Genomic DNA, 25,901 nt, shown 5'->3' on the forward strand with positions numbered 1-25,901 from the left:
GAGGTGCAATAAACATGGCAGTAAAAATTCGTTTAAAACGTATGGGAGCTAAAAAATCTCCTTTCTATCGTATCGTAGTTGCTGATTCTCGTTCTCCACGTGACGGACGTTCAATTGAAACAGTTGGTACTTACAATCCTCTAACTGTTCCAGCAACAATCAATATCGATGAAGAGAAAGCTCTTAAATGGTTAGCAAATGGTGCGAAACCATCTGATACAGTACGTAACTTGTTCTCACAACAAGGAATTATGGAAAAATTCCACAATTTAAAATTCAATAAAAACGCTTAATAAAAAACTTTGGAGGTGTCCGCATGCAAAAGCTGATTGAAACAATTGTCAAACCACTAGTTGATTATCCCGAAGACGTTCGCGTTGAAAAAGATGAAAATGCTAGTCGCATTGTTTATAAACTTTTTGTCAATCCAGAGGATCGAGGAAAAGTGATTGGTAAACAAGGTCGTGTTGCGAAGGCGATTCGTACTATTGTTTATTCAGCTAGCGGTCACCAAAAGAAAAAAACTTACGTCGATATATTGGACTAATGCAAAAAGGGGCTACTTTAGCCCCTTTTTTATACATATAAAATCTTCCTAGGTTAATCAAACTATATCGTGTACCATGATGAACTAGTTGGAGAAAAGCCAGTTAATTAGAAAACTTTCAATGTAAAGAGGTGTCGTTTGATGGAATGGTTAAATGTGGGTCGCATTGTCAATACACACGGCATTCGTGGAGAGGTGCGCGTCATTTCTTCCACAGATTTTGAAGATATTCGTTTCAAAAAAGGATCGCAACTTGCTATTTTTAAAAGTGATAATGCAGAACCAATCTGGGTGACAGTAGAAAATGCCCGGAGACATAAAAACTTTATTTTGTTAACATTTGAAGGATATTATAACATCAATCAAGTAGAACCATTTAAAAACAGTGTATTAAAAATTTCAAAAGACCAATTAAAAGAAGACGAATTAGGCGAAAACGAATATTATTATTTTGAAATCATTGGCTGCCAAGTTTATTCAGAAGAAGGAGAACACTTAGGGGAAATCACAAATATTTTAGAAACTGGCGCTAACGATGTTTGGGAATTAAAAGACGGAAAAGGGAAAAAACATTATATCCCTTATATTGAAGATGTAGTTAAAGATATTGATGTTGACAATAAACGAATTACCATTCATGTGATGGAAGGATTATTATCATGAAAATACATGTGCTTACCTTATTTCCTGAAATGTTTGATGGTGTGTTCGGTTCATCCATCTTAAAAAAAGCCCAAGAAAAAGGAATCGTTGATATTCAAGTAACCAATATTCGTGATTACAGCGACAACAAACATAAACAGGTAGACGATTATCCTTATGGTGGGGGAGCTGGCATGGTGTTGAAGCCTGAGCCAGTGTTTCATGCGGTTGAATCGATTACTGAAGGCCGAAATCCTCGCGTTATTCTCATGTGTCCACAAGGAGAACGTTTCACTCAGTCGAAAGCGGAAGAATTGGCGGAAGAAGAGGAACTTGTTTTTATTTGCGGACATTACGAAGGATATGATGAACGTATTCGAGAGCATCTTGTAACCGATGAAATATCCATTGGGGATTTTGTATTGACTGGTGGAGAAATACCGGCAATGGCGATTATTGATTCGGTTGTTCGCTTAATTCCTGGAGTATTGGGACAAGAAGCTTCACATATTCATGATTCATTTTCTACAGGGCTGTTAGAACACCCGCATTACACAAGACCCCAAGAATTTAGAGGAATGAAAGTTCCAGATGTGCTATTGTCAGGAAATCATCAAAAAATTGAAGAATGGCGTATGGAACAATCAATCAAGCGCACTTTTGAGCGAAGACCTGACTTATTGAAAAATATTGAACTAACACCAAAACAACTGGAATATCTTGAAACTTTAAAAAGAAAAAATGAAAAATCATGAATATTTTATAAAAATAATCAATATGAATAAACAGTCCCTTTTAGTTGATTATTAATTCGTGTTTAGAATTTTCCTTGCACGTTGATTTAAAGTATGATAATATTCAATCTGTGCTTCTATGAGAAGCTTTAATTACGGTGTTCCGCTGTAGTGAATAAGACTATATGAACATTCGGTATAAGGAGAGAATAAACATGTCAAATATTATTGCAGAAATTACAAAAGAACAACTTCGCACAGATCTTCCTGAATTCCGCCCTGGTGATACAGTTCGCGTACACGTTCGTATTCAAGAAGGTAACCGTGAACGTATCCAAGTATTCGAAGGCGTAGTAATTAAACGTCGCGGTGGTGGAATTAGCGAAACATTTACAGTGCGTAAAATTTCTTACGGTGTAGGGGTTGAACGTACTTTCCCTGTTCACACACCAAAAATTGCAAAATTAGAAGTTGTTCGTCGAGGTAAAGTGCGCCGTGCAAAACTTTACTACTTACGTAATTTACGTGGTAAAGCAGCACGTATTAAAGAAATTCGATAATCATTCTACTAAAGGGGGCTTTGTTTTAAAAAGCCTCCTTTCTTTTGCTTGTCATAAAGAATAAGAATGAAATAAAATGTAGATAGTAGATTTGGGGGAATGCTCTCGTGGAAAAAGTAAAAAAAGAAAAAAACGAGATTTGGGAATGGACAAAAGCGTTAATCATTGCTCTCCTCATTGCTGTAGTTATTCGTTACTTTTTATTTACTCCTATTGTGGTAGATGGAGAATCGATGATGCCAACGCTAAAAGATGGCGACAAGATGATCGTCAATAAAATCGGATATCGATTAGGTGAACCAAAGCGGTTTGACATTGTTGTATTCCATGCACCAGAAGGCAAAGACTATATCAAAAGAGTTATTGGATTGCCTGGTGAACATATTGAATATAAAGATGACCAGTTGTATATTAACGGTGAACCCATCGATGAACCATATTTAGATGAATATAAATCACAACTCTCAGAAGGTCAATTAACGCAAGATTTTACCCTCCAAGATATTGATCCAAGCCTTGACGTAATTCCGGAAGGTTATGTATTTGTAATGGGGGATAACCGACGATTCAGCAAGGATAGCCGCCACATCGGAGTCGTCAGTGAAGATGAAATCATTGGCAGTACAAGCGTAGTCTTTTGGCCTTTAAGTGAAATAAAAATTGTGAAATAAAAAAGAGGAGTAGATGAACACTCCTTTTCTTTTTTGACTGAAGGAGGAATAACAATGACAATTCAATGGTTTCCTGGGCATATGGCAAAAGCAAAACGACAAGTTCAAGAACATTTAAAACTTGTTGATATTGTCTTTGAATTAGTTGATGCCCGATTGCCATTATCTTCAAGAAATCCAATGATTGATGAAGTCATTAACCAAAAACCTCGATTGATATTATTAAATAAAGCAGACATGGCTGATGAAACAGAGACGAAAAAATGGGTTGAATATTTTTCAAATAAAGGATTAACGGCAATTGCCATCAACTCCTTTGAAGGGAAAGGATTAAACCAGGTCACAAAAGCTGCTCAACAAATATTAGCAGAAAAATGGGCTCGCATGAAAGCAAAAGGGATGAAACCCCGCGCCATTCGAGCGATGATTGTAGGGATTCCGAACGTAGGAAAATCAACTTTAATCAATCGTCTAGCCAAAAAAAACATAGCCAAGACTGGTAATACTCCGGGGGTCACGAAGGCCCAGCAATGGGTTAAAGTTGGAAAAGAATTAGAATTATTAGATACGCCAGGAATTTTATGGCCAAAATTTGAAGATAAAGAGGTAGGTTTAAAGCTGGCTTTAACGGGAGCAATTAAAGATACAATCATCAATATGGAAGATTTAGCAACTTATGCGTTGAATTTTTTATCTACCCATTATCCTGAGAGAATGAATGAACGCTATGGTATTAGTTCAGTAGATGAAGATATCGTAAAGACTTATGACCATATCGGAAAATTGCGCAATGTATTAGGTCCTGGTGGTACAATTGACTATGATAAAGTATCAGAATTGATTGTACGCGATATTCGCAATTTAGAATTAGGGAAATTAACTTTTGATTTTGTTGATGAAGAATTAGAAAAAGAACTTGTTCACAATTAGATGAAAAAACCATCCAAAAGTCCCATCGAGAAACTTTATGGATGGTTTAATTTTATGCAGGCATTTCAGTCGGAGTTGGTTTCGAAAAGCCCTCTTGATATTTTTCATCAATATATTTTCGAATTTCTTTAATGGATTTTCCATCATTTGAGAGCTTTGCAGATTCAACTGCAATTTCCATACATACGAGACAGCGAGTTCCATGGTCATCCCACAGAACTTGTTCGTCGCGAATTTCAGCAACGAAGCAATTTAAACTGCTTCGGTGGCCAGCTGACTCTCCACAACCGCAATAACAAGGAATCCATTGCAACACATCGGCATGTTCGAATGCGATTTTGTATACAGTCGTTATGTTTTCATGTTTTTCTTGTAAAAAAGAAGGCAATTCATTAATAGAGGTTAGTTCTTGTAAATCTCCCGACAATGGATTGTGCTGAATATGGCTTGTATCACTGTGAACTTCTTGTTGAGTTGTTTCGCCTTTGCAAGCGCTCAGTATAAAAAGAAGAGAGAGCAATATGTATATTTTTTTCATTTCTTTTCCTCCACAGTATATTCCCCCTCATTATAGAATGAATTTATGATAAAGTACAGCATGAGTGGAATCATGGAATCACTCTAGTCAATCTTATAAGAAATCTATTTAAGCCGATATAAAATAAAAATATTAGGAGAAAGCAAGTATGAAAACAATTAAGGAAATAACAGAAGCATTAAAAAGTGCGAATACATATGAGCCATGGATGAAGGAACTTGAAAATGACGAAAGAGCGGGAGTACAAAAAGCTTTTTTACAGTTTAAAAAGAGATTACAAAATCAGGAGAAAATGCTTGAACAATTTCGTCAAAAGCAAGCATTTGATGCAAGTTTTCTTCCCTTTGAAGATGCCTATTTAGCTGGAATAGATGAGGCAGGAAGAGGTCCTCTAGCTGGACCAGTTGTCACTTGCGCAGTCATTTTACCAAAGGATTGTCCAGAACTTGTTGGAGTCAATGATTCAAAACAACTATCCAAAAAGAAACGCGCAGAATTTGCTGAGTTAATTAAAAAGCATGCTCTTGATTATTCAATACATTTTCAGAGCGCGGAAATCATTGATGAGATGAATATTTTAGAAGCAACAAAACAATCGATGAAAATGTGTGTTGAAAGTTTAAAAATACGCCCAGATTTTTGCATTGTAGATGCAGTTACAGTCCCGATTGATATACCTCAAAAAAATATAATAAAAGGCGATGCGAAAAGTCTTGCGATTGGAGCGGCATCGATATTAGCTAAACACGAACGGGATTTATATATGGAAAAGTTACATAAAGAATATCCTCAATACGGATTTGATCAGCATGCTGGTTATGGCACAAAGCAACATTTAGAAGCAATTGAACAATTTGGGCCAACCATTCATCATCGCAAATCATTTGAACCAATTAAAACAATGCTGGAGAAGAAGGTGATGATATGACAATTCCTTCCTTTCAACCGATTCAACAACAACAAGTGTCCGCACAAATAAATCCTCTTGTGTTGAAACAAGGACAAGTATTCCATGGAAAGATTAAACAATTATATCCAAATCAAATGGCGGAAATCCAAATTGGCGAGCATCGTCTCATAGCAAAACTGGAAACGCCTTTAAAAGCGGGAGATTCGCATTATTTCCAAGTGATGAGCACTTCCCCCCAGACGGAGTTAAAAGTGGTTACAGGGCCAATGACGAAGGAATTTGTAAATGTGCAACAATTGATTGAAACATTGCATTTGCCGAAGTCTCCTGAAATGCAGCAACTGTTGACGCATTTCATCAAACATCAGCTTCCTATTGTTAAGGAACAAATATTGCAATCGGACATATGGTTGAAAAATTTACCTGACGGAGTAACAAAGCAAGAAGCGTTACAAACATTGCAAAAGATGATGGAATTGAAAATTCCTTTTTCGGAAGTAACATTTAAGGCGCTACTACTCGGTTCGAAAACAAGTGGCATTTCCAATAACCTTGAACAACTTACCCAATTATTGCAACAAAATCACTTAATTTCACCTCAAATAAAAGAAAATTTACTAAATGCGTTGCAGTCCATTGCCAAACCTTTCGAAGCAGAAACAGCGGGAATGATGATTGCACGCTCTGTGCAAATTCTTCTACAAAGTGATGGACAAGAAACAAAGCAACTTGAAGCGTTAAATATTTTAAAAGAAGCAAATATTTTACCAAAAGATGCAACACTTAATAATTGGTTGAACACCGCAACGCTCTCTTCTCGCAATGAAACAGCAGGATTCTTTGTCAGACAGTTGCAATCAAGTTCAACTGTTTCAATTGCTCAAACAATTCAACAGATTACCCATTGGATTAAAGGGGAAGTGACGCTTACAGAACAACAGAAAAATACCATTCATGAATTGCTCAAATCCTTCGAAAACACTAATCATGTTGAACAATTGGCTAAACAACTCCATGTCCAATTGTTAAAAGCCTTTTCAGAACAAACAGTAAATCGATTATTTTTAAACGAAGATGGAGTTTCGCCGAAGGAGCATTTATTGTCACTACTAAAACAGGAAATGACTATAAAGAGCGACATGGAATTTATTCAAATGGCAAAAGCTTTTCAAGCATCTAAAGAACCATCTACACAAGTTATGATGGCGGAATCTCAAGCAATTTTGGAGTCATCGTTGAACAGTCAAGGGATACAAAAAGCGATTCAACAAATATTAATAAGGCTTGGTTTAAGTTATGAAGCTGCACTGAACAAAGGAGAAGATGTTACAAACCTCATCCAATCTATAAAGCCCCAATTATTGTCCCTTATTCAAGATGAGAAGGCATCTACAGAATTGAAGAATAGTGCTGAGATGGTGTTAGCCCGATTAAATGGAATGCAACTGCTTTCTGGAGAAACAGGTCATCAACATCAAATCATTATGCAACTTCCATTGCAATTTTTAGGAAAGCACGTAGATGCGACCATTCAATGGAATGGAAGAATGAAAAAAGATGGAAAAATTGATTCCAACTATGCTCGGATTTTATTTTATCTAAATTTGGAAGCATTAAAAGAAACGGTGATTGATATGCAGGTGCAGAACCGAATTGTTTCAATTTATGTGTACAATGAACTGGAAGGGTTAGATGTACTAGCTGAGCCGTTAAAAAAAGCTTTAAAAGTGGGCCTTGAAGAAAAAAACTATCATTTATCCGGTGTATTGATTAAACCTTATAAAAAAACTTTGCAAAAAAATCTTGAGAAAAATATTGAAAAATTGAATGACAGAGGGGCAGTACAAAGGGGAGTGGATATTCGCGTATGAATTCGGAAAAAAGAAAAGAAGCAGTTGCCCTTATGTATAATCCTGAAGAAAATAGTCCGAAAGTGATTGCGAAAGGTAAAGGGAAAATTGCAGAAAATATCCTGCAAAAAGCGCAAGAATTCGATGTACCTATATATGAAGATCCCAGCCTAGTAGAATTGCTGGGACAACTCGATTTAAACGAGTCGATACCACAAGACTTATATGAAGCAGTGGCAGAAGTATTTGCTTTTATTTATCGATTAGATCGAAAAGTTTCTTCACATTCTTAACATGACTATTGTAGTATTGTAAAAGCAAAAATGCTTATTTTACGCGAAGTAGAAAAATGTGTCGAAAATTAAGAAAAATACGAAAAAAATGCGAACATAGACAATAGGTTACTGTTTGATTAAAATAGTATTGGTAACAAACTATTTCCCAAATTGGTGAATTGGAGGATGGCAAATGAATATCCATGAATATCAAGGTAAGGAAATTCTTAGGAATTATGGTGTAGCAGTTCCAAACGGAAAAGTTGCTTTTTCACCGGATGAAGCAGTTAAAGTTGCAAAAGAACTTGGATCAAATATCACAGTGGTGAAGGCTCAAATCCATGCTGGTGGACGTGGGAAAGCCGGCGGGGTAAAAGTAGCCAAAAATTTGGATGAAGTTCGTGCATATGCGAAGGATTTATTAGGAAAAATTTTAGTTACGCAACAAACAGGTCCACAAGGTAAGGAAGTAAAACGCCTTTATATTGAAGAAGGTTGCGAAATTAAAAAAGAGTACTATATCAGTTTTATTTTGGATAGATCCACTTCGCGCATTACTGTTATGGGTTCAGCAGAAGGTGGAATGGAGATTGAAGAAGTAGCAGAAAAATCACCTGAAAAAATCTTTAAAGAAGTAATTGATCCGATAACAGGATTATTACCATTCCAAGCAAGAAGATTAGCATTTAATATGGAAATTCCACCAAAGTTAGTAAATCAAGCTGCTAAACTCATGATTGGATTATACACTGCTTTTGTGGAAAAAGATGCTTCTATTCTTGAAATCAATCCACTTGTGCTAACAGAAGACGATAAAATTATGGCGTTAGATGCGAAATTTAACTTTGATGCAAATGCTCTTTATCGCCATCCTGATATCGTTGAATTACGTGACTTTGATGAAGAAGATCCAAAAGAAATTCAAGCATCAAAGTACGATTTAAACTATGTATCATTAGACGGAAATATCGGATGTCTTGTTAATGGTGCAGGTCTTGCGATGGCAACAATGGATACAATCAGCTATTATGGAGGCTCTCCAGCCAACTTCTTAGACGTTGGTGGTGGTGCAAATACGGAAAAAGTAACAGAAGCGTTTAAAATTATTCTTTCTGATCCGAACGTAAAAGGTATTTTTGTAAATATTTTCGGGGGCATTATGAAATGTGATGTCATCGCTGAAGGTGTAGTAGCAGCAGCGAAACAAATTGGTTTAAATGTTCCGTTAGTTGTTCGTTTAGAAGGAACAAACTCTGCTCTTGGTAAAGAAATACTAAATAAATCTGGATTAAATATTATCGGAACGACTTCAATGGCTGAAGGTGCACAAAAAATTATAGAACTCGTAAGGTAAGAAAGGCTGGGGAGAACAATGGCGATTTATGTAAATAAAGATACGAAAGTAATTGTTCAAGGTATTACTGGTGAAACAGCTTTATTCCATACAAAACAAATGTTGGAGTACGGTACAAAAATCGTAGCAGGGGTAACACCTGGTAAAGGTGGACAAGTAATCGAAGGAGTACCTGTATTTAATACGGTAGCTGAGGCAAAAGCAGCTACAGGAGCGAATGCTTCTGTTATTTTCGTACCGGCGCCATTTGCTGCTGATGCGATTATGGAAGCGGTAGAAGCTGAATTAGAATTTACATGCTGTATTACGGAACATATTCCAGTATTAGACATGGTGAAAGTTAAGCGTTTTATGGAAGGGAAGAAAACGCGCTTACTAGGTCCAAACTGCCCTGGACTCGTGACAGCTGAAGAATGTAAAATCGGTATTATGCCTGGATATATTTTGAAAAAAGGTCATGTTGGTTTAGTATCCCGCTCTGGTACTTTAACATATGAAGCAGTACTTCAATTATCAGATGCTGGTATTGGCCAAACAACTGCTGTGGGAATTGGCGGTGACCCAGTTAACGGTACAAACTTTGTAGATGTATTAAAAGAATTCAATGAAGATCCGGAAACATACGCAGTTGTGATGATTGGTGAAATTGGTGGTACAGCTGAAGAAGAAGCAGCAGCATGGATTAAAGAAAATATGAAAAAACCGGTTGTAGGATTTATCGCAGGTCAAACAGCACCTCCAGGAAAACGAATGGGACATGCTGGTGCGATTATTTCTGGCGGTAAAGGTACAGCAGCGGAAAAAGTTAAGGCGATGAATGATGCGGGAATTGAAATCGCTCCAACACCGTCTGTAATTGGTGAAACATTAATTAAAGTATTAAAAGAAAAAGGGCTATACGAAAAATGTAAAACCCATTAATATAAAGAGTGTAGCGCATCTATTTGCGTTACACTTTTTCATTTCTTTATTTTATAATATTTTTTGGACAATTCTTTGTGCGGTCACGAAAAGGATATGTTCTACTATAGGAGGGGTAATGTGAGCTCATTTTCAATTGATGAGTTGATTACCTTCCACTATGTTTACCCACTTCCACTAAATCAATTTCACAAATTATTAGATGAAATTTCCTCCCTTCATGAACTGCAATTTTTATCGCCTACAAAATTAACGTCCATTCTCCAAATTTCATCGGAAAAAGCAGAAAAAATCCTAACTAATTATAAGAGAATGTTAAAGAAAAATTTGCTTGATGCATATAATCATGAAGGAATACATGTAATTCCTTATACCGATCCAAATTATCCCCTATCTTTACTTACATTAGTCGATTCACCTACTGTGCTTTATGCGAAAGGGGATCTATCTTTATTAACTAGAAGAAAAATTGCTATTATCGGTTCTAGAATGGCTACACAATATACTGTGAAAGCGCTGGAGTCGATTGTTCCACCTTTAATTGAAAAGGATATAGTTGTCGTTAGTGGATTGGCAAAAGGTGCAGATAGAATGGCTCATGAGGCAACTATTCGATACGGCGGGAAAACGATTGGTATATTAGGGAATGGATTATTTCATATTTATCCTAAAGAAAATAAGAAATTAGCGACGATAATGGCTAATCAACACTTATTGGTAACGGAATTTCCACCCTATGTTGGTCCCAAAAGGTGGCATTTTCCACTCAGGAATCGTATTATAAGTGGTATTAGTGAAGCGATTGTAGTAACAGAAGCTGCGGTGAAAAGCGGTACGTTAATTACGACAGATCATGCTTTAGAACATGGAAAAGATATATTTGTAGTACCAGGCCCTATTGATTCAAAACTTTCAGAGGGAACGAATCGATTGTTAAGAGAAGGAGCAATTCCTGTATGGAACGGTCAACAAATTTTAGATGAATTAAATTTGTTTTTTTAGGAAATATATTGAAAAAAAGTTGCATTATTAGTCAAACTGTTATACATTTTGCAACAGGAATTTCTTTAAAAATATATAAAGGTGCCTCTAGTGAGGAGGAAGTTGAAGATGGCAGACTATTTAGTGATAGTAGAATCACCAGCGAAAGCGAAAACCATTGAACGATATTTAGGAAAAAAATATAAAGTAAAAGCATCCATTGGACATGTAATTGATCTTCCGAAGAGCCAAATGGGGATTGATACGGAAGATAATTATAAACCTAAATATATCACCATTCGTGGAAAAGGGCCTATATTACAAGAGTTAAAAACAGCTGCGAAAAAGGCAAAAAAAGTGTATCTTGCAGCCGACCCTGACCGCGAAGGAGAAGCGATCGCATATCATTTAGCAAAAGCTTTAAATATCGATACTGAAAGCGATTGTCGAGTAGTATTTAACGAGATTACAAAAGATGCGGTGTTAGAATCTTTTAAATATCCGCGTCCAATTAATAAGCATCTTGTGGATGCTCAACAGGCTCGCAGAGTATTAGACAGGCTTGTTGGTTATAACATAAGCCCAATTTTGTGGCGAAAAGTGAAAAAAGGATTATCCGCAGGACGTGTTCAGTCCGTTGCAATGCGGTTGATTATCGATAGAGAAAATGAAATTAAACATTTCGTTCCAGAAGAATACTGGACAATTGAAGGAAAATTTGAAAAGAATAAAAAGCAATTTGAAGCGCTTTACTATGGAGATGAAAAGGAAAAAGTAAAGCTCACAAATCAACAACAAGTGGAAGAAATTTTAAAAAAAATAGAGGGATCCGAATTTGAAGTTGTAAATGTGACAAAGAAAGAGAGAAAAAGAAATCCTGCTCCAGCGTTTACAACTTCATCACTTCAACAAGAAGCGGCGCGAAAATTGAACTTCCGAGCAAAGAAAACAATGATGATTGCTCAGCAACTTTACGAGGGTATTGATATTGGTAAAGATGAGGGTACGATCGGTTTAATTACGTATATGCGTACCGATTCCACACGTATTTCGGATGCTGCAAAAGCAGAAGCAATTCAATATATTCACGATAAATATGGCAAAGAATATGTCTCTGAAGAAATTCCGAAGGCGAAAAAACAAACAAATGCTCAAGATGCTCACGAAGCGATTCGACCAACAAGCGTGTTAAGAACACCAGACCAATTGAAAGATGTATTAACTCGTGATCAATTGCGTCTGTATCGTCTCATTTGGGACCGATTTGTAGCAAGTCAGATGGCTCCAGCTATTCTAGATACAGTATCTGTAGAATTAAAAAATTCTGGCTGTATTTTCCGAGCAAATGGATCTCAACTGAAATTTTCAGGATTTATGAAAGTATACATTGAAGGAACTGACGATCAAACGGAAGAAACAACCAAAATACTTCCAGAGTTGCACGTTGGAGACAAAATCAAATCAGTTGAAATCATTCCAAAGCAACACTTTACACAACCACCTCCACGCTATACGGAAGCCAGACTTGTGAAAGAATTGGAGGAACTTGGAATAGGAAGACCATCCACCTATGCTCCGACTGTGGACGTCATCCAAAGACGTGGTTATGTGCAACTTGATAATAAACGTTTTGTCCCGACGGAGCTTGGAGAAATTGTCCATTCATTGATGATGGAGTTTTTCCCGGAAATTATCGATATTGAATTTACCGCGAAAATGGAAGCTGATTTAGATAAAATTGAAGAAGGAAAAACTGATTGGATTCAAATTATCGATAATTTCTATAAAGAATTTGAAAAAAATGTAAAGCATGCTGATGAAGCGATTGAAAAAATCGAAATTAAAGATGAGCCTGCTGGAGAAGATTGTGAAAAATGCGGAGCACCAATGGTATTTAAATTAGGCCGTTATGGAAAATTCATGGCATGTTCCAATTTCCCAGAATGTCGAAATACAAAGACGATTACAAAACCAATCGGCGTAACATGTCCAAAATGTAAAACTGGAGAAATTGTGGAGAGAAAAAGTAAAACGAAACGCATTTTTTACGGTTGTGAAAATTATCCTGAATGCGATTTTGTCTCATGGGATAAACCGATCAGCAGACCTTGTCCAAAATGTAGTTCATTATTAGTTGAGAAAAAAGTGAAAAAAGGTATTCAAGTACAATGTACAAATTGTGACTACGAAGAACAACCAACACAATGAAGTTAGGAAGATGATAATTATGACAGAACAAGTAGTAAATGTAATTGGTGCAGGACTAGCAGGAAGCGAAGCGGCATGGCAGATTGCAAGCCGTGGTGTAAAAGTAAAACTTTATGAAATGAGACCTGTAAAACAAACACCAGCTCATCATACAGACAAATTTGCAGAATTAGTTTGTTCCAACTCATTGCGAGCGAATGCGCTTACAAACGCAGTTGGAGTAATAAAAGAAGAAATGAGAATGATGAACTCATTAGTTATTAAAGCTGCTGACCAGGCTAGCCTTCCAGCAGGAGGCGCTCTCGCAGTCGATCGCCATGAATTTTCTGGATTTATTACAGAACAATTAAAAAATCATCCTCTTGTTGAAGTAGTTAATGAAGAAGTAACGGAAATACCTGAAGGCATTACGGTAATCGCAACTGGACCATTAACTTCTGAAACTTTGGCTAAGAAAATTCAACAATTGACAGGTGAAGATTATCTCTACTTCTATGATGCTGCTGCCCCAATTGTTGAAAAAGATAGCATCAATATGGATAAAGTGTATTTAAAATCACGTTATGATAAAGGAGAAGCTGCATATTTAAACTGTCCAATGACAAAGGAAGAGTTTGAACGATTTTATGATGCTTTAGTAAATGCAGAAGTAGTCGAATTGAAAGAATTTGAAAAGGAAATTTACTTTGAAGGTTGTATGCCGATTGAAGTGATGGCAAAGCGTGGACCGCAAACATTATTATTTGGTCCTTTAAAACCAGTCGGATTGGAAGATCCAAGAACTGGCGAACGTCCATATGCGGTTGTACAACTACGACAAGACAATGCAGCTGGCACATTATATAACATTGTTGGATTCCAAACTCATTTAAAATGGGGAGCGCAAAAAGAAGTATTTCGATTAATTCCTGGTTTAGAGAATGTAGAGATTGTACGCTACGGGGTAATGCATCGTAACACATTCATTAATTCACCAAAAGTATTAAAGAAAACTTATCAATTGAAATCTCGTTCTAATTTATTCTTTGCTGGTCAAATGACGGGAGTGGAAGGCTATGTTGAATCGGCTGGTAGCGGACTTATTGCGGGAGTGAATGCAGCCCGCTTGGCACTTGGGAAAGAACCGATTGAATTCCCAATTGAAACGGCGTTAGGTAGCATGGCCCGCTATATTACTGAAGCAGATCCAAACAACTTCCAACCGATGAACGTTAACTTTGGTATCTTCCCGGAATTAGGTGAACGAATAAAATCTAAGCAAGAACGAGCATTAAAACATGCTGAGCGAGCAATTGAAACAATTCGGAATTTTATGAATACTCAAACTATATAATTGATTTTAGCCTCTAAATGTTGATATAATGTTTAGAGGCTATTATTTATGTCATCATCTTTGAATAAACGTGGATAAAAAAGGTTAAATTTTTAACAATTTGTGAAGGTAAACTGATTTTTTACAAAATTACTGATTTTTTGCTTGATATATCTCGAAGTTCGGTATACAGTCGAGAATGGATGTTTTCACTGTATGTGTTCCAATAAAGAAATGACGAAAAATATGCCCTAAATGCCGCAATTTTCTTCATGGTACTTCGAAATAGAGGTGACCCAAGTTGAATATTCAACCAACAAAAGCTTTGGATGAGTTTCTCCGAGTAATTCAATTGGAAAAAAATTTTTCTGTTCATACGGTAAAGGAATATGAACGAGACATTACCCAATTCCTTACCTTTTTAAGAGCAGAAGGAGTTGACGATTTACGCGAAGTGGAGTATATACATGCAAGGTTGTTTGTGACCAAACTATATGAAGAAAAACTGTCTCGTACAACAGTTTCTAGAAAAATTTCCTCCATTCGCACATTTTTTCGTTTTCTAAATCGAGATTATGGGATTGACCTTTCGCCTTTTCTATCTTTATATCATCCGAAAAAAGAAAAATTACTACCCAATTTTTTTTATGAAGATGAACTTGCACAGTTATTTGAAGCAAATGCAGGCGACGATTTAAAATCACTACGCAATATGGCGCTACTTGAATTACTATATGCTACAGGAATTCGTGTAAGTGAGTGTACATCGATTGAATTAGACGATATCGATTTTCATTATTCCATTCTTCGGGTGATGGGAAAAGGGAGGAAAGAAAGAATTGTTCCATTTGGGCAATATGCTCATGATGCTTTAATAAAATATATCAATGAAGCAAGACCATTGATTATGAAAAATAATAAGCACAACAGGTTATTCGTGAATATGCGTGGAGGCGAACTTACTGCTCGTGGTGTCCATTATATTTTAAATGAAATGATTCAAAATGCTTGTATGCATACGAAAATTTATCCTCACATGTTAAGACATACCTTTGCGACGCATTTATTGAATAATGGGGCAGATTTACGTACAGTTCAAGAATTGCTAGGACATGCGAATTTATCCTCCACTCAAATTTATACACACGTGACGAAGGAACACCTTCGAAGTACTTATATGAAGTCGCATCCAAGAGCATAATGGTAGGGAGGAATAAAAATTGGAAATGCACGCTACTACGATTTTTGCCATTCATCATAATGGCAAATGTGCAATGGCAGGAGATGGGCAAGTTACATTAGGGAATTCCGTCGTTATGAAGCATACAGCTAGAAAAGTGAGAAAATTATTTAACGGGCAAGTATTAGCGGGATTTGCGGGTTCTGTTGCTGATGCGTTTACGCTGTTTGAAATGTTTGAATCCAAATTGAATGAATATAGCGGCAATCTGCAACGAGCAGCTGTTGAAGTAGCGAAACAATGGCGTGGAGATAAGATGCTCCGACAATTAGAGGCGCTATTACTTGTCATGGACAAAAACACGTTGCTTCTTATTTCTGGTACCGGCGAAGTAATTGAGCCAGATGATGGAATACTTGCAATCGGCTCTGGAGGAAACTATGCTCTTGCAGCAGGGAGAGCTTTAAAGCAACATGCGGGGCAGCATATGACAGCGGAAGAAATTGCAAAGGCGGCCCTAACAATTGCAGCCGATATTTGCGTTTATACAAATCATAACATTATTGTGGAGGCGCTAAACTGATGACGACACTTACGCCAAGACAAATTGTAGAACAATTAAACCGATATATTGTTGGTCAAGATGCTGCAAAACGGGCAGTAGCGATTGCATTAAGAAATAGATACCGGAGATCGCTTCTTAGCGATGAACTAAAAAGTGAAGTGATTCCAAAAAATATATTGATGATTGGTCCTACCGGTGTCGGTAAAACGGAAATAGCAAGAAGAATAGCTAAGTTAACAAATGCTCCGTTTGTCAAAGTTGAAGCAACAAAGTTTACCGAAGTGGGCTATGTTGGCCGAGATGTGGAATCGATGGTTCGGGATCTTGTTGAAGCTTCCAGAAGACTTGTGAAAGAAGAGATGATGGAAAAAGTTAAAGATCAAGCAGAACAACAGGCTAATGAAGTGTTAGTAAAATTGCTTGTTCCTTCTAAATCTAAGTCAAAAATGACGCAAAATCCATTTGAACTTTTATTTGGTGGACAAAAAACGGAAAGCCAAACGGATTCTCAAGAAGAAACTGAAATTCGATTAAAACGTTCTAAAGTAAAGGAAGACTTATTAGCAGGTAAACTGGAAGACGAATGGGTAACTGTAGAAGTGACTGAACAAAATACAGCATTTCTAGACATGATGATTCCGGGAATGCCTGAACTAGGCTCTAGCGGTATGCAAGATATGTTATCAAGTCTTGTGCCGAAAAAAACGAAAAAGCGTCGCATGAAAGTGAAAGATGCTCGTCGGGTATTAGCAATCGAAGAGGCGAACAAATTAATCGATTCCGAAGAGCTAGCGCAAGAAGCGATTAAACGTGCAGAACAATCTGGAATAATCTTTATCGACGAAATTGATAAAATTGCAAGCAGAGGTCAGCATTCGTCTGCGGATGTTTCGCGTGAAGGAGTACAAAGAGATATTCTCCCAATTGTAGAAGGATCAACAGTGACGACAAAATATGGACCTGTTAAAACGGATTATATGCTCTTTATTGCTGCAGGAGCTTTCCATATGTCGAAGCCGAGTGATTTAATTCCAGAGTTACAAGGTCGTTTCCCGATTCGAGTAGAGTTGGATAAGTTAACAAAAGAAGACTTTGTTCGGATTCTAAAAGAACCTGATCAATCTCTTATTTTACAATATAGAGCCTTGCTTGAAACTGAAGGCGTATCTATTGATTTTTCTGATGATGCAATTGAACGCATTGCGGAAATTGCAACGGAAGTAAATCAAGAAACGGATAATATTGGTGCACGTAGATTGCATACGATTATGGAGCGATTATTGGAGGAGTTATCTTACGAAGCACCTGAAATTGCTCCAACACATATTCAAATCACTCGTTCATATGTAGACAAAAAACTTGGTGAAATTTCAAAGAACAAGGATTTGTCACAATTTATCCTTTAACATGAATACTTTAGCAAATAAGTATAAAGCATTTTCTACGATAATAATTGAACAATGTAACCCTAGGAGGCAATTAATATGGATTTATTAACAAAAACTAGAAAAATTAACGCATTGTTGCAAAAAACAGCTGGAAAACCAGTTAATTTCAAAGAGATGGCAGATACATTAGGTGAAACGATTGATAGTAATGTATTTATTGTTAGTCGAAAAGGGAAATTATTGGGGATTTCCATTCATCAAAAAATCGAGAATGACAGAATGAAAAAAATGTTAGAAGAACGTCAATTCCCTGAAGAATATACAAATAGTCTGAAAGACATCAATGAAACATCTTCAAATATTGATATCAATAGTGATTATACAATTTTCCCTATTGAAAACCGCGATATTTTCAAAAATGGTTTAACGACAATTGTGCCTATTATCGGCGGTGGTGAACGTTTAGGTACGTTGATTTTAGGGCGTTTAGAGGAACGATTCGGTGACGATGATTTAATTTTAGCAGAGTATGGTGCGACGGTAGTCGGCATGGAAATTTTGCGTGAAAAAGCTGAAGAAATTGAGGAAGAAGCTCGCAGTAAAGCAGTCGTGCAAATGGCTATCAACTCCCTTTCTTATAGTGAATTAGAAGCAATTGAACATATTTTTGAGGAACTAGATGGAAATGAAGGTTTACTCGTTGCATCTAAAATTGCTGATCGTGTTGGTATTACGCGTTCAGTAATCGTTAACGCATTACGTAAACTTGAGTCTGCAGGAGTAATTGAATCAAGATCTCTCGGCATGAAAGGAACATATATTAAAGTATTAAATGATAAGTTTTTGACGGCTTTAGCTGAAATTAAAATGAAATAAGCAAGTTCTTCCTATACTAGAATAATGAATTCATAACAATATTGTTGTGTAATAACTACAACTATTAAAAAGGTCTCATTATTAATGAGACCTTTTTATTTTCCTTTTAATAATTTCATTAAGGGAATAGTTTTATATAATTGTAGTACTTTTTTATCAATTAAGTGATAGCTGATAGTAACTTTTGGGAATTGCAAAGTCAAAAAATTTGTCGAATTGAAACTTTTGTTATCGAAATGTGAACTTTTAAAAAAAATGGCATGAAAAATTGATTCAGATAGACTATGAAAAAGTGCCAAAAGACGATAGACACTGTGAATTATCTTATTTACAATAAATACTAGTGTTGAGTAAGAAATTTGTCATTTTTGTAATGAAATAGAACGAGGTGAACGGTTTGAACTTGTTTGGAGGAACAATAAGTAACTTAGAGCATGGTTTAAAATACGCATCGCTAAAAAATAAGACTATTGCACATAACATTGCAAATGTCGATACGCCTAATTACAAGGCAAAAGATGTCAAATTTAAAAAACTATTGAATGATGAAAATGAAAAACAACTTAGGGCGAACAAATCAGATAAGAGACATTATGATTTTAGTTTTGAACAATCTACCCATGTTGTTTATAGTTATGAAAACTTTCAATATCGCCATAACGGCAACGGTGTAGATATGGATAAAGAACAAGCAGAATTAGCGAAAAATACGATTTACTACAATGCTTTGATTGATCGCATTAACGGTAAATTCAATACATTAAATACAGTCATTAAAGGAGGGAAATAGTAATGTCAATCTTTTCTAGCATCAATACAACAACATCAGCTTTAACTGCTCAACGCTTACGAATGGATGTCATTTCCTCAAATATAGCGAATGTTGATACAACTCGTGCTAGACAAGTGAATGGTGAATGGGAGCCGTACCGTCGGAAAACGGTGACACTGACTGCAAATGAAGGTACATTTTCATCCTTTTTAAATAAAGCAGTAGGGAAGAGCAATGGCGTAGGCAATGGAGTAAAAGTAACAACAATAAATGAGGATAATGAAACGCCGTTCAAACTCGTATATGATCCAAGCCATCCAGATGCAAACGAGGATGGATATGTACAAATGCCTAATGTCGATGTGTTAAAAGAAATGGTCGATTTGATCTCTGCTACTCGTTCATACGAAGCAAATATAACCGTTTTAAATGCAAGTAAAGCGATGTTAACAAAGGCTTTAGAAATAGGTAAATAAGGGTGAACAATGAGAGGGGTGAATTGATGTGGCAATAAACCAAGTAAACTTATCTATTCCACTTCAAAATGTGAATGGTAATAGAGCGATATCCAATCAACAAACGCCATTTGAAGCGCAAAAAAGTTTTGCCAATACATTAAAAGAAGCGATTGACAAAGTAAATGATTACCAAGTTCAATCAGATGAATTAACAAATAAGTTGATTCATGGAGAAAACGTTGAGTTGCATGATGTAATGATTGCAGCACAAAAGGCGAGCATTACATTAAATGCTACGGTTGAAATTCGCAATAAAGTAATTGAAGCTTATCAAGAAGTTATGCGAATGACTGTATAATCTACGGTTACGCACGGAATATAAAGTGTTAGTGTATTCACTAGTACCGGAGGATTTGTAATGAATAATCGACTTAATAAATTAAAAACCGATTCCATTAATTTTTGGAAAAGTCGGACAAAGAAGCAGAAAGGTGCAATAATTGGAACCTTCGTAGGGGTTATAGCGATAGCGGCTATTATTACATATTTTACTACTCGAACAAACATGGTTCCCCTTTTCACAGAATTATCAGCAAAGGAAACTGGGGAGATTGCGGAAGTATTAAGCTCTCAAGGTGTTACATATGAAATTGCTCCAGGTGGAACGAACATTTTAGTTCCAGAAAAGCAAGTTGATTCCATCAAAGTTTCCTTAGCCGCACAAGGATACCCTGAAACTGGAGGAATTAGTACAACCTTCTTCACAGAAAATGCTGGCTTTGGTATGACGGATAATGAATTTAACGTCATCAAGCATAAAGCCCTAGAAACAGAACTTGAAAACCTCATAAAGAAAATCGATGGGGTAAAAGATGCAAAAGTTATGATTTCTATGCCAGAAAAAGGTGTATTCATTAATCAGAATGCGGAGAATCAAAACGCTTCTGCTGCTGTCGTATTACATACTGAACCAGGTCATAAGTTCACTGATGACCAAATTAAAACATTATATAACCTTGTATCGAAAAGTGTTCCTAATTTAAGCACAGACAATATTACAATATCTAATCAGTATTCTGAATATTACGATTTAGAATCCGCTATAGCTGGAAGTGGTTCAATCGACTCTGTAGAAGGTCAAATGAATGTAAAGAAAACGATTGAACGTGATCTTGAACGTCAAGTTCAAAAAATGCTTGGAACCTTAATGGGACAAAACAAAGTTGTTGTATCAGTCACTACAGATATCGATTTTAAGAAAGAAAATCGTGAGGAGAAATTAGTAAAACCTGTAGATGAGGAGAATATGGAAGGCATTGAAATCAGTGCCCAACGCATTACTGAAACATATACAGGTATGAATGGCGCAACAGGTCCAACGGAGATGGGCGATCCGACTGATAATGCAACCGGATATCAAGAAGCTTTAAATGGCAATGGTGATTACGAACGAATTGAAGAAACAATTAATAATGATGTAAATCGCATTAACCGTGTAATCCAAGAAAGCCCGTACAAAATTCGCGATATTGGTATTCAAGTCATGGTTGAGCCACCTGTTCCTGAAGATCCAACATCCCTTTCAGCTACAGTTGTGGAAGATATTGAACAAATTTTAGCAACTATTGTCCGAACTTCAATTGATAAAGAAGCTGCTGGAGAATTAACAGATGAAGAAATTGAAAACAAAATTGTTGTTTCTGTTCAACAATTCTATGGCAATGACGTAGAAAATATCGAAGAAACACCAGTGATTCCATGGTGGATTTGGGTTGTTGGTGGAATTTTAGTTGCTGCAATTCTTCTTCTTATTGTTTACATCTTGCGTTCGAAAAAGCGAAAAGCGGAAGAAGAAGCTATGGAAATTATTGAAGAACAAGAAGAGTTGCTTGTGGAAGATATTAATCAAGAAAAAGAAACAGAATCTACAGTTCGTCGCAAGCAATTAGAAAAAATGGCAAAAGAAAAACCGGAAGATTTTGCAAAATTATTGCGGAGCTGGATAGCTGAAGATTAATGGATAGGAGGTTCGACTGTGTCTAAAAAAGAAAAGAAATTTTTAACAGGAAAACAAAAAGCTGCACTGCTGTTAATTTCTTTAGGACCAGAAGTTTCCGCAAATGTTTATAAACATTTATCTGAAGAGGAAATTGAACGACTTACATTAGAAATTTCAGCAGTGAAAAAAGTTGAACCTGAAGTGAAAGAACAGATTATCGAAGAATTTCATAACATTGCTCTAGCTCAAGATTATATCTCGCAAGGTGGTATCGGCTACGCAAAAACAATATTAGAAAAGGCGTTAGGTCCTGAACAGGCACAAAATATTATCAATCGTTTAACATCTTCCTTGCAAGTTCGACCTTTCGACTTTGCTAGAAAAGCTGATCCATCACAAATCTTAAATTTTATACAAAATGAGCATCCGCAAACAATTGCGTTAATTTTGTCATATTTAGATCCGCAGCAAGCTGGTGTTATCTTATCTTCATTACCACAAGAAGTGCAAGCGGATATCGCAAGAAGAATTGCCACTATGGAATCGACTTCACCAGAAGTCATTAGTGAAATTGAATCGGTATTGGAAAGAAAATTGTCATCCACTTTTACGCAAGATTATACGGAAACTGGCGGCATCGATGCTGTAGTAGAAGTATTAAACGGTGTGGATCGCCAAACAGAAAAAACAATACTCGATGCGCTTGAAATTCAAGATCCAGAGTTGGCAGAAGAAATCAAAAAACGCATGTTTGTATTTGAAGATATTGTGACTCTCGATAATCGTTCAATTCAACGAGTTATTCGAGATTGTGAAAATGAAGACTTGCTGCTCGCAATGAAAGTATGTAGTGATGAGGTAAAAGAAATTATTTTCCGCAATATGTCACAACGAATGGCGGATACATTTAAAGAAGAGATGGAAATTATGGGACCTGTACGCCTACGTGATGTAGAAGAAGCACAAATGAGAATTGTTGCTATCATTCGTCGATTAGAAGAAGCTGGAGAAATTATTATAGCTCGAGGTGGAGGAGATGACGTCATTGTCTAAGTTAATCCGTTCGAGCGAGGCAATTAAAAAGCAAAATGGGCCGGTTCACATTGAAATTCGAAATCTTTTTGCGAAACAGTTTGATTCTACCCAGGATATAGGAGAAGAGGAGCATTCAATCACATTAGACGTGGTGTACAAAGAGCGAGATCGCATTCTGGAAGAAGCAAATCTAGAAATCTCTTCAAAGCGGGAAGAATTTGAATTGTATTGCCAAGCGAAACTAGAAGAAATCGAGAAATTAAGACAGCAATGGCAAGAGGAAAAGCTCATTCTTCAAAAAGAAGCATATGATGAAGGCTTTCAACAAGGTTATGAAGAAGGAATTCAGAAAGCGACTGCAGATATGGAAAATGCGTTAAAACTAGCGAATGAAACAGTTGAGAATGCTCGCATCAATGGAATGAAATATGTTGAGGAGCAGGAACATGTTATTTTAGATTTGGCGATTAAATCAGCGGAAAAAATTATTGGTGCATCGCTAGAAAAAGATGAAGCGTTATTTTTATCCATAGTTCGAAGAGGTTTAAAAGAAGCGCAAGAAAGCAAAGAAATTAAACTATATTTATCACCAGTATATTACAAGTTGGTAACTGAAAATCGAGATGAACTAGCAGCAATGTTCCCGCCGGATGTTCCGTTCTTAATCTTTGTAAATGAAGATTTGAACGATACAGATAGCTACATTGAAACAAATCATGGGCGCATCGTATTATCAATTGATGAACAATTGAAAGAATTGCGCTTAAAGCTTAGTGAAATTTTGGAGAGTAAGGATTGATTCCGATGAAAGCGGCTGACTTGGTCAACAATATACCTGCCATCAACACGTTCAAAAAATATGGAAAAGTTACGAGAGTTGTTGGACTATTGATAGAATCTCAAGGTCCAGAATGTTCCATCAATGACGTATGCAAAATTCATGTTCGTACGAAAAAAGGGCACGAAGTAATTTTAGCGGAAGTAGTAGGCTTTAAAGATGAGTATGTTATGTTAATGCCTTTTACTTCCGTACGAGAAATTTCTATTGGCTGTTTAGTGGAAGGAACAGGGAGTCCATTAGAAGTTAAAGTCGGTCCAGAATTAATTGGAAAAGTACTAGATTCGCTAGGCAACCCTTTTGATGGGACTTCTCTTCCGAGAGGATTAGTTTCGGTACCTACAGAAAACGAACCTCCAAATCCTTTGCATCGTCCGCCCATTGATCGGCAATTGGAAGTGGGAGTAAAAGCCATTGATGCGATGTTGACGGTAGGAAGCGGACAAAGGGTTGGTATTTTTGCAGGTTCTGGTGTGGGTAAAAGTACTCTTCTCGGCATGATTGCACGTAACACAAGAGCAGATTTAAATGTGATAGCTCTTATTGGTGAGCGCGGCAGAGAAGTGAGGGAGTTTATCGAACGGGATTTAGGTGAAGAAGGATTAAAACGATCCATCGTGATTGCAGCTACAGGTGATCAGCCTGCATTAATGAGGATAAAAGGTGCTTTTACTGCGACAGCCATTGCTGAGTATTTCCGAGAACGAGGTTTAAATGTCATGTTAATGATGGATTCTGTTACTCGTGTTGCAATGGCACAACGGGAGATTGGATTAGCAACAGGTGAACCGCCTGCTCAAAAAGGTTATACGCCATCAGTCTTTTCTATATTACCGAAATTGTTAGAAAGAACCGGGACAAGCATGAAAGGGAGTATAACGGCCTTTTATACGGTGCTTGTTGATGGGGATGATATGAATGAACCAATTGCAGATGCAGTTCGAGGTATTTTAGATGGACATATCGTATTAGACCGCACCTTAGCAAATAAAGGACAATATCCGGCTATTAACGTACTAAAAAGTGTCAGCCGTTTAATGAATCATATTTCTTCTGAAGAACATGTAAAAGCTGCTGAGAGAATTAGAGAATTGTATTATACATACGCAAAATCAGAAGATTTAATAAACATTGGGGCTTATAAAAAAGGAACGTCGAAAGAAATTGACGAAGCGATTTATTATGAACCCCTTATTACTCAATTTTTAAAACAAGGATTTAAAGAAAAAGTAACCCTTGAAGAAAGTGTTAATGAACTAATTGCTTTAGCGAATGGCGGTGGCAAATAATGGTTCAATATACGTATCGATTTGAAAAACTATTAACAATTCGCGAACAAGAAAAACAGCAAACAGAAATGGCTTACAAAGAAGCGGTTCGATCTTTCGAAAAAGTAGCGACACAATTATATGAATTGTTAAAGAAAAAAGAAAACTTAATTGAATATCAAAATGAGCGGTTAAAAAATGGACTAACGATTGATGAAATCCACCATTTTGCAAAGTTTATTGATAGTTTGGAACATACCATTGATGAAGTACAACAAAAAGTAAAACAAGCACGTGTAAAAATGCAATGGTATGAACACAAATTAGTAGAAAAAAACTTGGAAGTACGTAAGTATGAAAAAATGCGAGAGAAGGATTATAGCGCATTTCAAGAGGAACAAAATCGCCTAGAGGCTCAACACTTGGATGAGATTTCCTCACTTATGTACAACAAGAAGATATTTAGGTGATTTTATGGTGAAAGTGAACAAAAAGCTGAAAAATGATTATACTGAAGATTTTATGGAAAAAAAATCACCAGGATTTTTTCAAAAATTCTTCGCTTGGGTGATTATTCCGCTGCTATTCGTTATAGCCATTTTGCTCGTCGTTGCTCAATTTACAAATACGAACATCTTCGAAAAGGCTTCTGAAATGTTGCCTCGTACTGACGAAGAAACACCTGCCAGCGCTATTGATATGGACAATAAAATTGTTGAATTACAAGCGCAAATTCAAGAAAAAGATGCGCAAATTGAAAAATTACAAAGCGAATTGGATACTGCTTTAGCTGAGAACGAAAATCATATAGCAATACAGAAAGAATTGCGTAAAAGAATTGAAGAATTAGAAGCTGGTAAACAAGAATCAAAAAAAGATTTGAAAGAAATTGTTAACACTTATGAAAAAATGTCGGCTAAAGCAGTTGCACCAATCATTGTAGAAATGAAAGATGAACAAGCGTTGGAAATATTATCGAATTTGAAGCCAGATACACTTTCTCAAGTTTTAGCCAAAATGGATCCGAAAGAGGCTGCAAGATATACAGAATTATTATCTAAAAACAAAGAATCAAATACCAACTAGAAA

At 36.4% G+C, this 25,901-nt stretch carries 29 protein-coding genes; 28 read left to right on the forward strand and 1 reads right to left on the reverse strand.

Annotated elements, in window-relative coordinates:
- Nucleotides 1–14 precede the first annotated feature (14 nt).
- The 7 genes from rpsP to ylqF all read left to right on the forward strand — a co-directional run bounded on the left by rpsP (nt 15) and on the right by ylqF (nt 4,084).
- On the forward strand, nt 15–293 hold the full coding sequence (gene rpsP, locus UtA1_RS08075) for a 30S ribosomal protein S16 (protein WP_016837442.1): 279 nt from the start codon (nt 15–17) through the stop codon (nt 291–293).
- 23 nt (nt 294–316) lie between these two features.
- Entirely contained in the window at nt 317–547 is a 231-nt protein-coding gene (locus tag UtA1_RS08080) for a KH domain-containing protein (protein ID WP_016837441.1), read from the forward strand.
- A 141-nt stretch (nt 548–688) separates the two neighbouring features.
- Entirely contained in the window at nt 689–1,210 is a 522-nt protein-coding gene (rimM, locus tag UtA1_RS08085; protein WP_096550645.1) for a ribosome maturation factor RimM, read from the forward strand.
- Complete coding sequence (gene trmD / locus UtA1_RS08090; RefSeq protein WP_016837439.1) at nt 1,207–1,944, forward strand: tRNA (guanosine(37)-N1)-methyltransferase TrmD; 738 nt, start codon at nt 1,207–1,209, stop codon at nt 1,942–1,944. Before rimM ends, trmD begins: the two co-directional genes overlap by 4 nt.
- Nucleotides 1,945–2,138: 194 nt before the next feature.
- Nucleotides 2,139–2,483: a 50S ribosomal protein L19 gene (rplS, locus tag UtA1_RS08095; RefSeq protein ID WP_016837438.1), complete on the forward strand. Its 345-nt coding sequence runs from the start codon at nt 2,139–2,141 to the stop codon at nt 2,481–2,483.
- Nucleotides 2,484–2,590: 107 nt separating this feature from the next.
- Complete coding sequence (gene lepB, locus UtA1_RS08100) at nt 2,591–3,154, forward strand: signal peptidase I (RefSeq protein ID WP_016837437.1); 564 nt, start codon at nt 2,591–2,593, stop codon at nt 3,152–3,154.
- Between the two features lie 54 nt (nt 3,155–3,208).
- A complete protein-coding gene (ylqF, locus tag UtA1_RS08105; RefSeq protein WP_096550646.1) occupies nt 3,209–4,084 on the forward strand; it encodes a ribosome biogenesis GTPase YlqF in 876 nt (291 codons plus the stop codon).
- A 52-nt stretch (nt 4,085–4,136) separates the two neighbouring features.
- On the opposite strand, the gene UtA1_RS08110 is transcribed toward ylqF, so the two are convergent.
- Entirely contained in the window at nt 4,137–4,622 is a 486-nt protein-coding gene (locus tag UtA1_RS08110) for a PCYCGC motif-containing (lipo)protein (protein WP_096550647.1), read from the reverse strand.
- A gap of 148 nt (nt 4,623–4,770) precedes the next feature.
- Between UtA1_RS08110 and UtA1_RS08115 the strand changes: the two genes are divergently transcribed.
- The 21 genes from UtA1_RS08115 to UtA1_RS08215 all read left to right on the forward strand — a co-directional run bounded on the left by UtA1_RS08115 (nt 4,771) and on the right by UtA1_RS08215 (nt 25,898).
- The gene (locus UtA1_RS08115; protein WP_096550648.1) at nt 4,771–5,550 is read left to right on the forward strand and encodes a ribonuclease HII; all 780 of its coding nucleotides are present in this window, start codon (nt 4,771–4,773) and stop codon (nt 5,548–5,550) included.
- Complete coding sequence (locus tag UtA1_RS08120; protein WP_096550649.1) at nt 5,547–7,403, forward strand: hypothetical protein; 1,857 nt, start codon at nt 5,547–5,549, stop codon at nt 7,401–7,403. The genes UtA1_RS08115 and UtA1_RS08120 overlap by 4 nt, the downstream gene beginning before the upstream one ends.
- Nucleotides 7,400–7,675 (forward strand): EscU/YscU/HrcU family type III secretion system export apparatus switch protein, encoded by a 276-nt coding sequence (locus tag UtA1_RS08125; protein WP_096550650.1) that lies wholly within the window; start codon nt 7,400–7,402, stop codon nt 7,673–7,675. Before UtA1_RS08120 ends, UtA1_RS08125 begins: the two co-directional genes overlap by 4 nt.
- Nucleotides 7,676–7,850: 175 nt before the next feature.
- Nucleotides 7,851–9,011 carry an ADP-forming succinate--CoA ligase subunit beta gene (gene sucC, locus UtA1_RS08130; RefSeq protein ID WP_016837429.1) on the forward strand — a complete coding sequence of 387 codons (1,161 nt, stop codon included), beginning with the start codon at nt 7,851–7,853 and terminating at the stop codon, nt 9,009–9,011.
- Between the two features lie 18 nt (nt 9,012–9,029).
- Nucleotides 9,030–9,932, forward strand: coding sequence for a succinate--CoA ligase subunit alpha (sucD, locus tag UtA1_RS08135; protein WP_016837427.1), 903 nt, complete (start codon nt 9,030–9,032; stop codon nt 9,930–9,932).
- Nucleotides 9,933–10,052: 120 nt separating this feature from the next.
- On the forward strand, nt 10,053–10,934 hold the full coding sequence (dprA, locus tag UtA1_RS08140; protein WP_232019921.1) for a DNA-processing protein DprA: 882 nt from the start codon (nt 10,053–10,055) through the stop codon (nt 10,932–10,934).
- 108 nt (nt 10,935–11,042) lie between these two features.
- Nucleotides 11,043–13,121: a type I DNA topoisomerase gene (topA, locus tag UtA1_RS08145; RefSeq protein WP_096550652.1), complete on the forward strand. Its 2,079-nt coding sequence runs from the start codon at nt 11,043–11,045 to the stop codon at nt 13,119–13,121.
- Between the two features lie 19 nt (nt 13,122–13,140).
- On the forward strand, nt 13,141–14,454 hold the full coding sequence (trmFO, locus tag UtA1_RS08150; RefSeq protein ID WP_096550653.1) for an FADH(2)-oxidizing methylenetetrahydrofolate--tRNA-(uracil(54)-C(5))-methyltransferase TrmFO: 1,314 nt from the start codon (nt 13,141–13,143) through the stop codon (nt 14,452–14,454).
- A gap of 280 nt (nt 14,455–14,734) precedes the next feature.
- Nucleotides 14,735–15,634: a tyrosine recombinase XerC gene (gene xerC / locus UtA1_RS08155; RefSeq protein WP_172597855.1), complete on the forward strand. Its 900-nt coding sequence runs from the start codon at nt 14,735–14,737 to the stop codon at nt 15,632–15,634.
- Nucleotides 15,635–15,659: 25 nt separating this feature from the next.
- Nucleotides 15,660–16,196 carry an ATP-dependent protease subunit HslV gene (gene hslV, locus UtA1_RS08160; protein WP_040764442.1) on the forward strand — a complete coding sequence of 179 codons (537 nt, stop codon included), beginning with the start codon at nt 15,660–15,662 and terminating at the stop codon, nt 16,194–16,196.
- Entirely contained in the window at nt 16,196–17,584 is a 1,389-nt protein-coding gene (gene hslU, locus UtA1_RS08165; RefSeq protein WP_016837420.1) for an ATP-dependent protease ATPase subunit HslU, read from the forward strand. Before hslV ends, hslU begins: the two co-directional genes overlap by 1 nt.
- A 78-nt stretch (nt 17,585–17,662) precedes the next feature.
- Nucleotides 17,663–18,442: a GTP-sensing pleiotropic transcriptional regulator CodY gene (gene codY, locus UtA1_RS08170; RefSeq protein ID WP_016837419.1), complete on the forward strand. Its 780-nt coding sequence runs from the start codon at nt 17,663–17,665 to the stop codon at nt 18,440–18,442.
- Between the two features lie 397 nt (nt 18,443–18,839).
- Nucleotides 18,840–19,232, forward strand: coding sequence for a flagellar basal body rod protein FlgB (flgB, locus tag UtA1_RS08175; protein WP_026018944.1), 393 nt, complete (start codon nt 18,840–18,842; stop codon nt 19,230–19,232).
- 2 nt (nt 19,233–19,234) lie between these two features.
- On the forward strand, nt 19,235–19,690 hold the full coding sequence (gene flgC / locus UtA1_RS08180) for a flagellar basal body rod protein FlgC (protein ID WP_096550654.1): 456 nt from the start codon (nt 19,235–19,237) through the stop codon (nt 19,688–19,690).
- 70 nt (nt 19,691–19,760) lie between these two features.
- Entirely contained in the window at nt 19,761–20,030 is a 270-nt protein-coding gene (gene fliE, locus UtA1_RS08185; RefSeq protein WP_408647339.1) for a flagellar hook-basal body complex protein FliE, read from the forward strand.
- A 60-nt stretch (nt 20,031–20,090) separates the two neighbouring features.
- Nucleotides 20,091–21,689: a flagellar basal-body MS-ring/collar protein FliF gene (gene fliF, locus UtA1_RS08190; protein ID WP_096550656.1), complete on the forward strand. Its 1,599-nt coding sequence runs from the start codon at nt 20,091–20,093 to the stop codon at nt 21,687–21,689.
- Between the two features lie 18 nt (nt 21,690–21,707).
- Nucleotides 21,708–22,724, forward strand: a complete 1,017-nt coding sequence (gene fliG, locus UtA1_RS08195) for a flagellar motor switch protein FliG (protein WP_096550657.1) — start codon at nt 21,708–21,710, stop codon at nt 22,722–22,724.
- Nucleotides 22,708–23,505 carry a flagellar assembly protein FliH gene (gene fliH, locus UtA1_RS08200; protein ID WP_331855299.1) on the forward strand — a complete coding sequence of 266 codons (798 nt, stop codon included), beginning with the start codon at nt 22,708–22,710 and terminating at the stop codon, nt 23,503–23,505. Before fliG ends, fliH begins: the two co-directional genes overlap by 17 nt.
- Nucleotides 23,506–23,510: 5 nt before the next feature.
- A complete protein-coding gene (gene fliI / locus UtA1_RS08205; protein ID WP_096552460.1) occupies nt 23,511–24,833 on the forward strand; it encodes a flagellar protein export ATPase FliI in 1,323 nt (440 codons plus the stop codon).
- On the forward strand, nt 24,833–25,282 hold the full coding sequence (fliJ, locus tag UtA1_RS08210) for a flagellar export protein FliJ (RefSeq protein ID WP_096550659.1): 450 nt from the start codon (nt 24,833–24,835) through the stop codon (nt 25,280–25,282). The genes fliI and fliJ overlap by 1 nt, the downstream gene beginning before the upstream one ends.
- A 4-nt stretch (nt 25,283–25,286) precedes the next feature.
- Nucleotides 25,287–25,898, forward strand: a complete 612-nt coding sequence (locus tag UtA1_RS08215) for a MotE family protein (protein ID WP_096550660.1) — start codon at nt 25,287–25,289, stop codon at nt 25,896–25,898.
- The last annotated feature ends 3 nt before the right edge of the window (nt 25,899–25,901 follow it).

The sequence above is a fragment of the Ureibacillus thermosphaericus genome, from assembly GCF_002370195.2.
GTDB classification, from domain to species: Bacteria; Bacillota; Bacilli; order Bacillales_A; family Planococcaceae; genus Ureibacillus; species Ureibacillus thermosphaericus.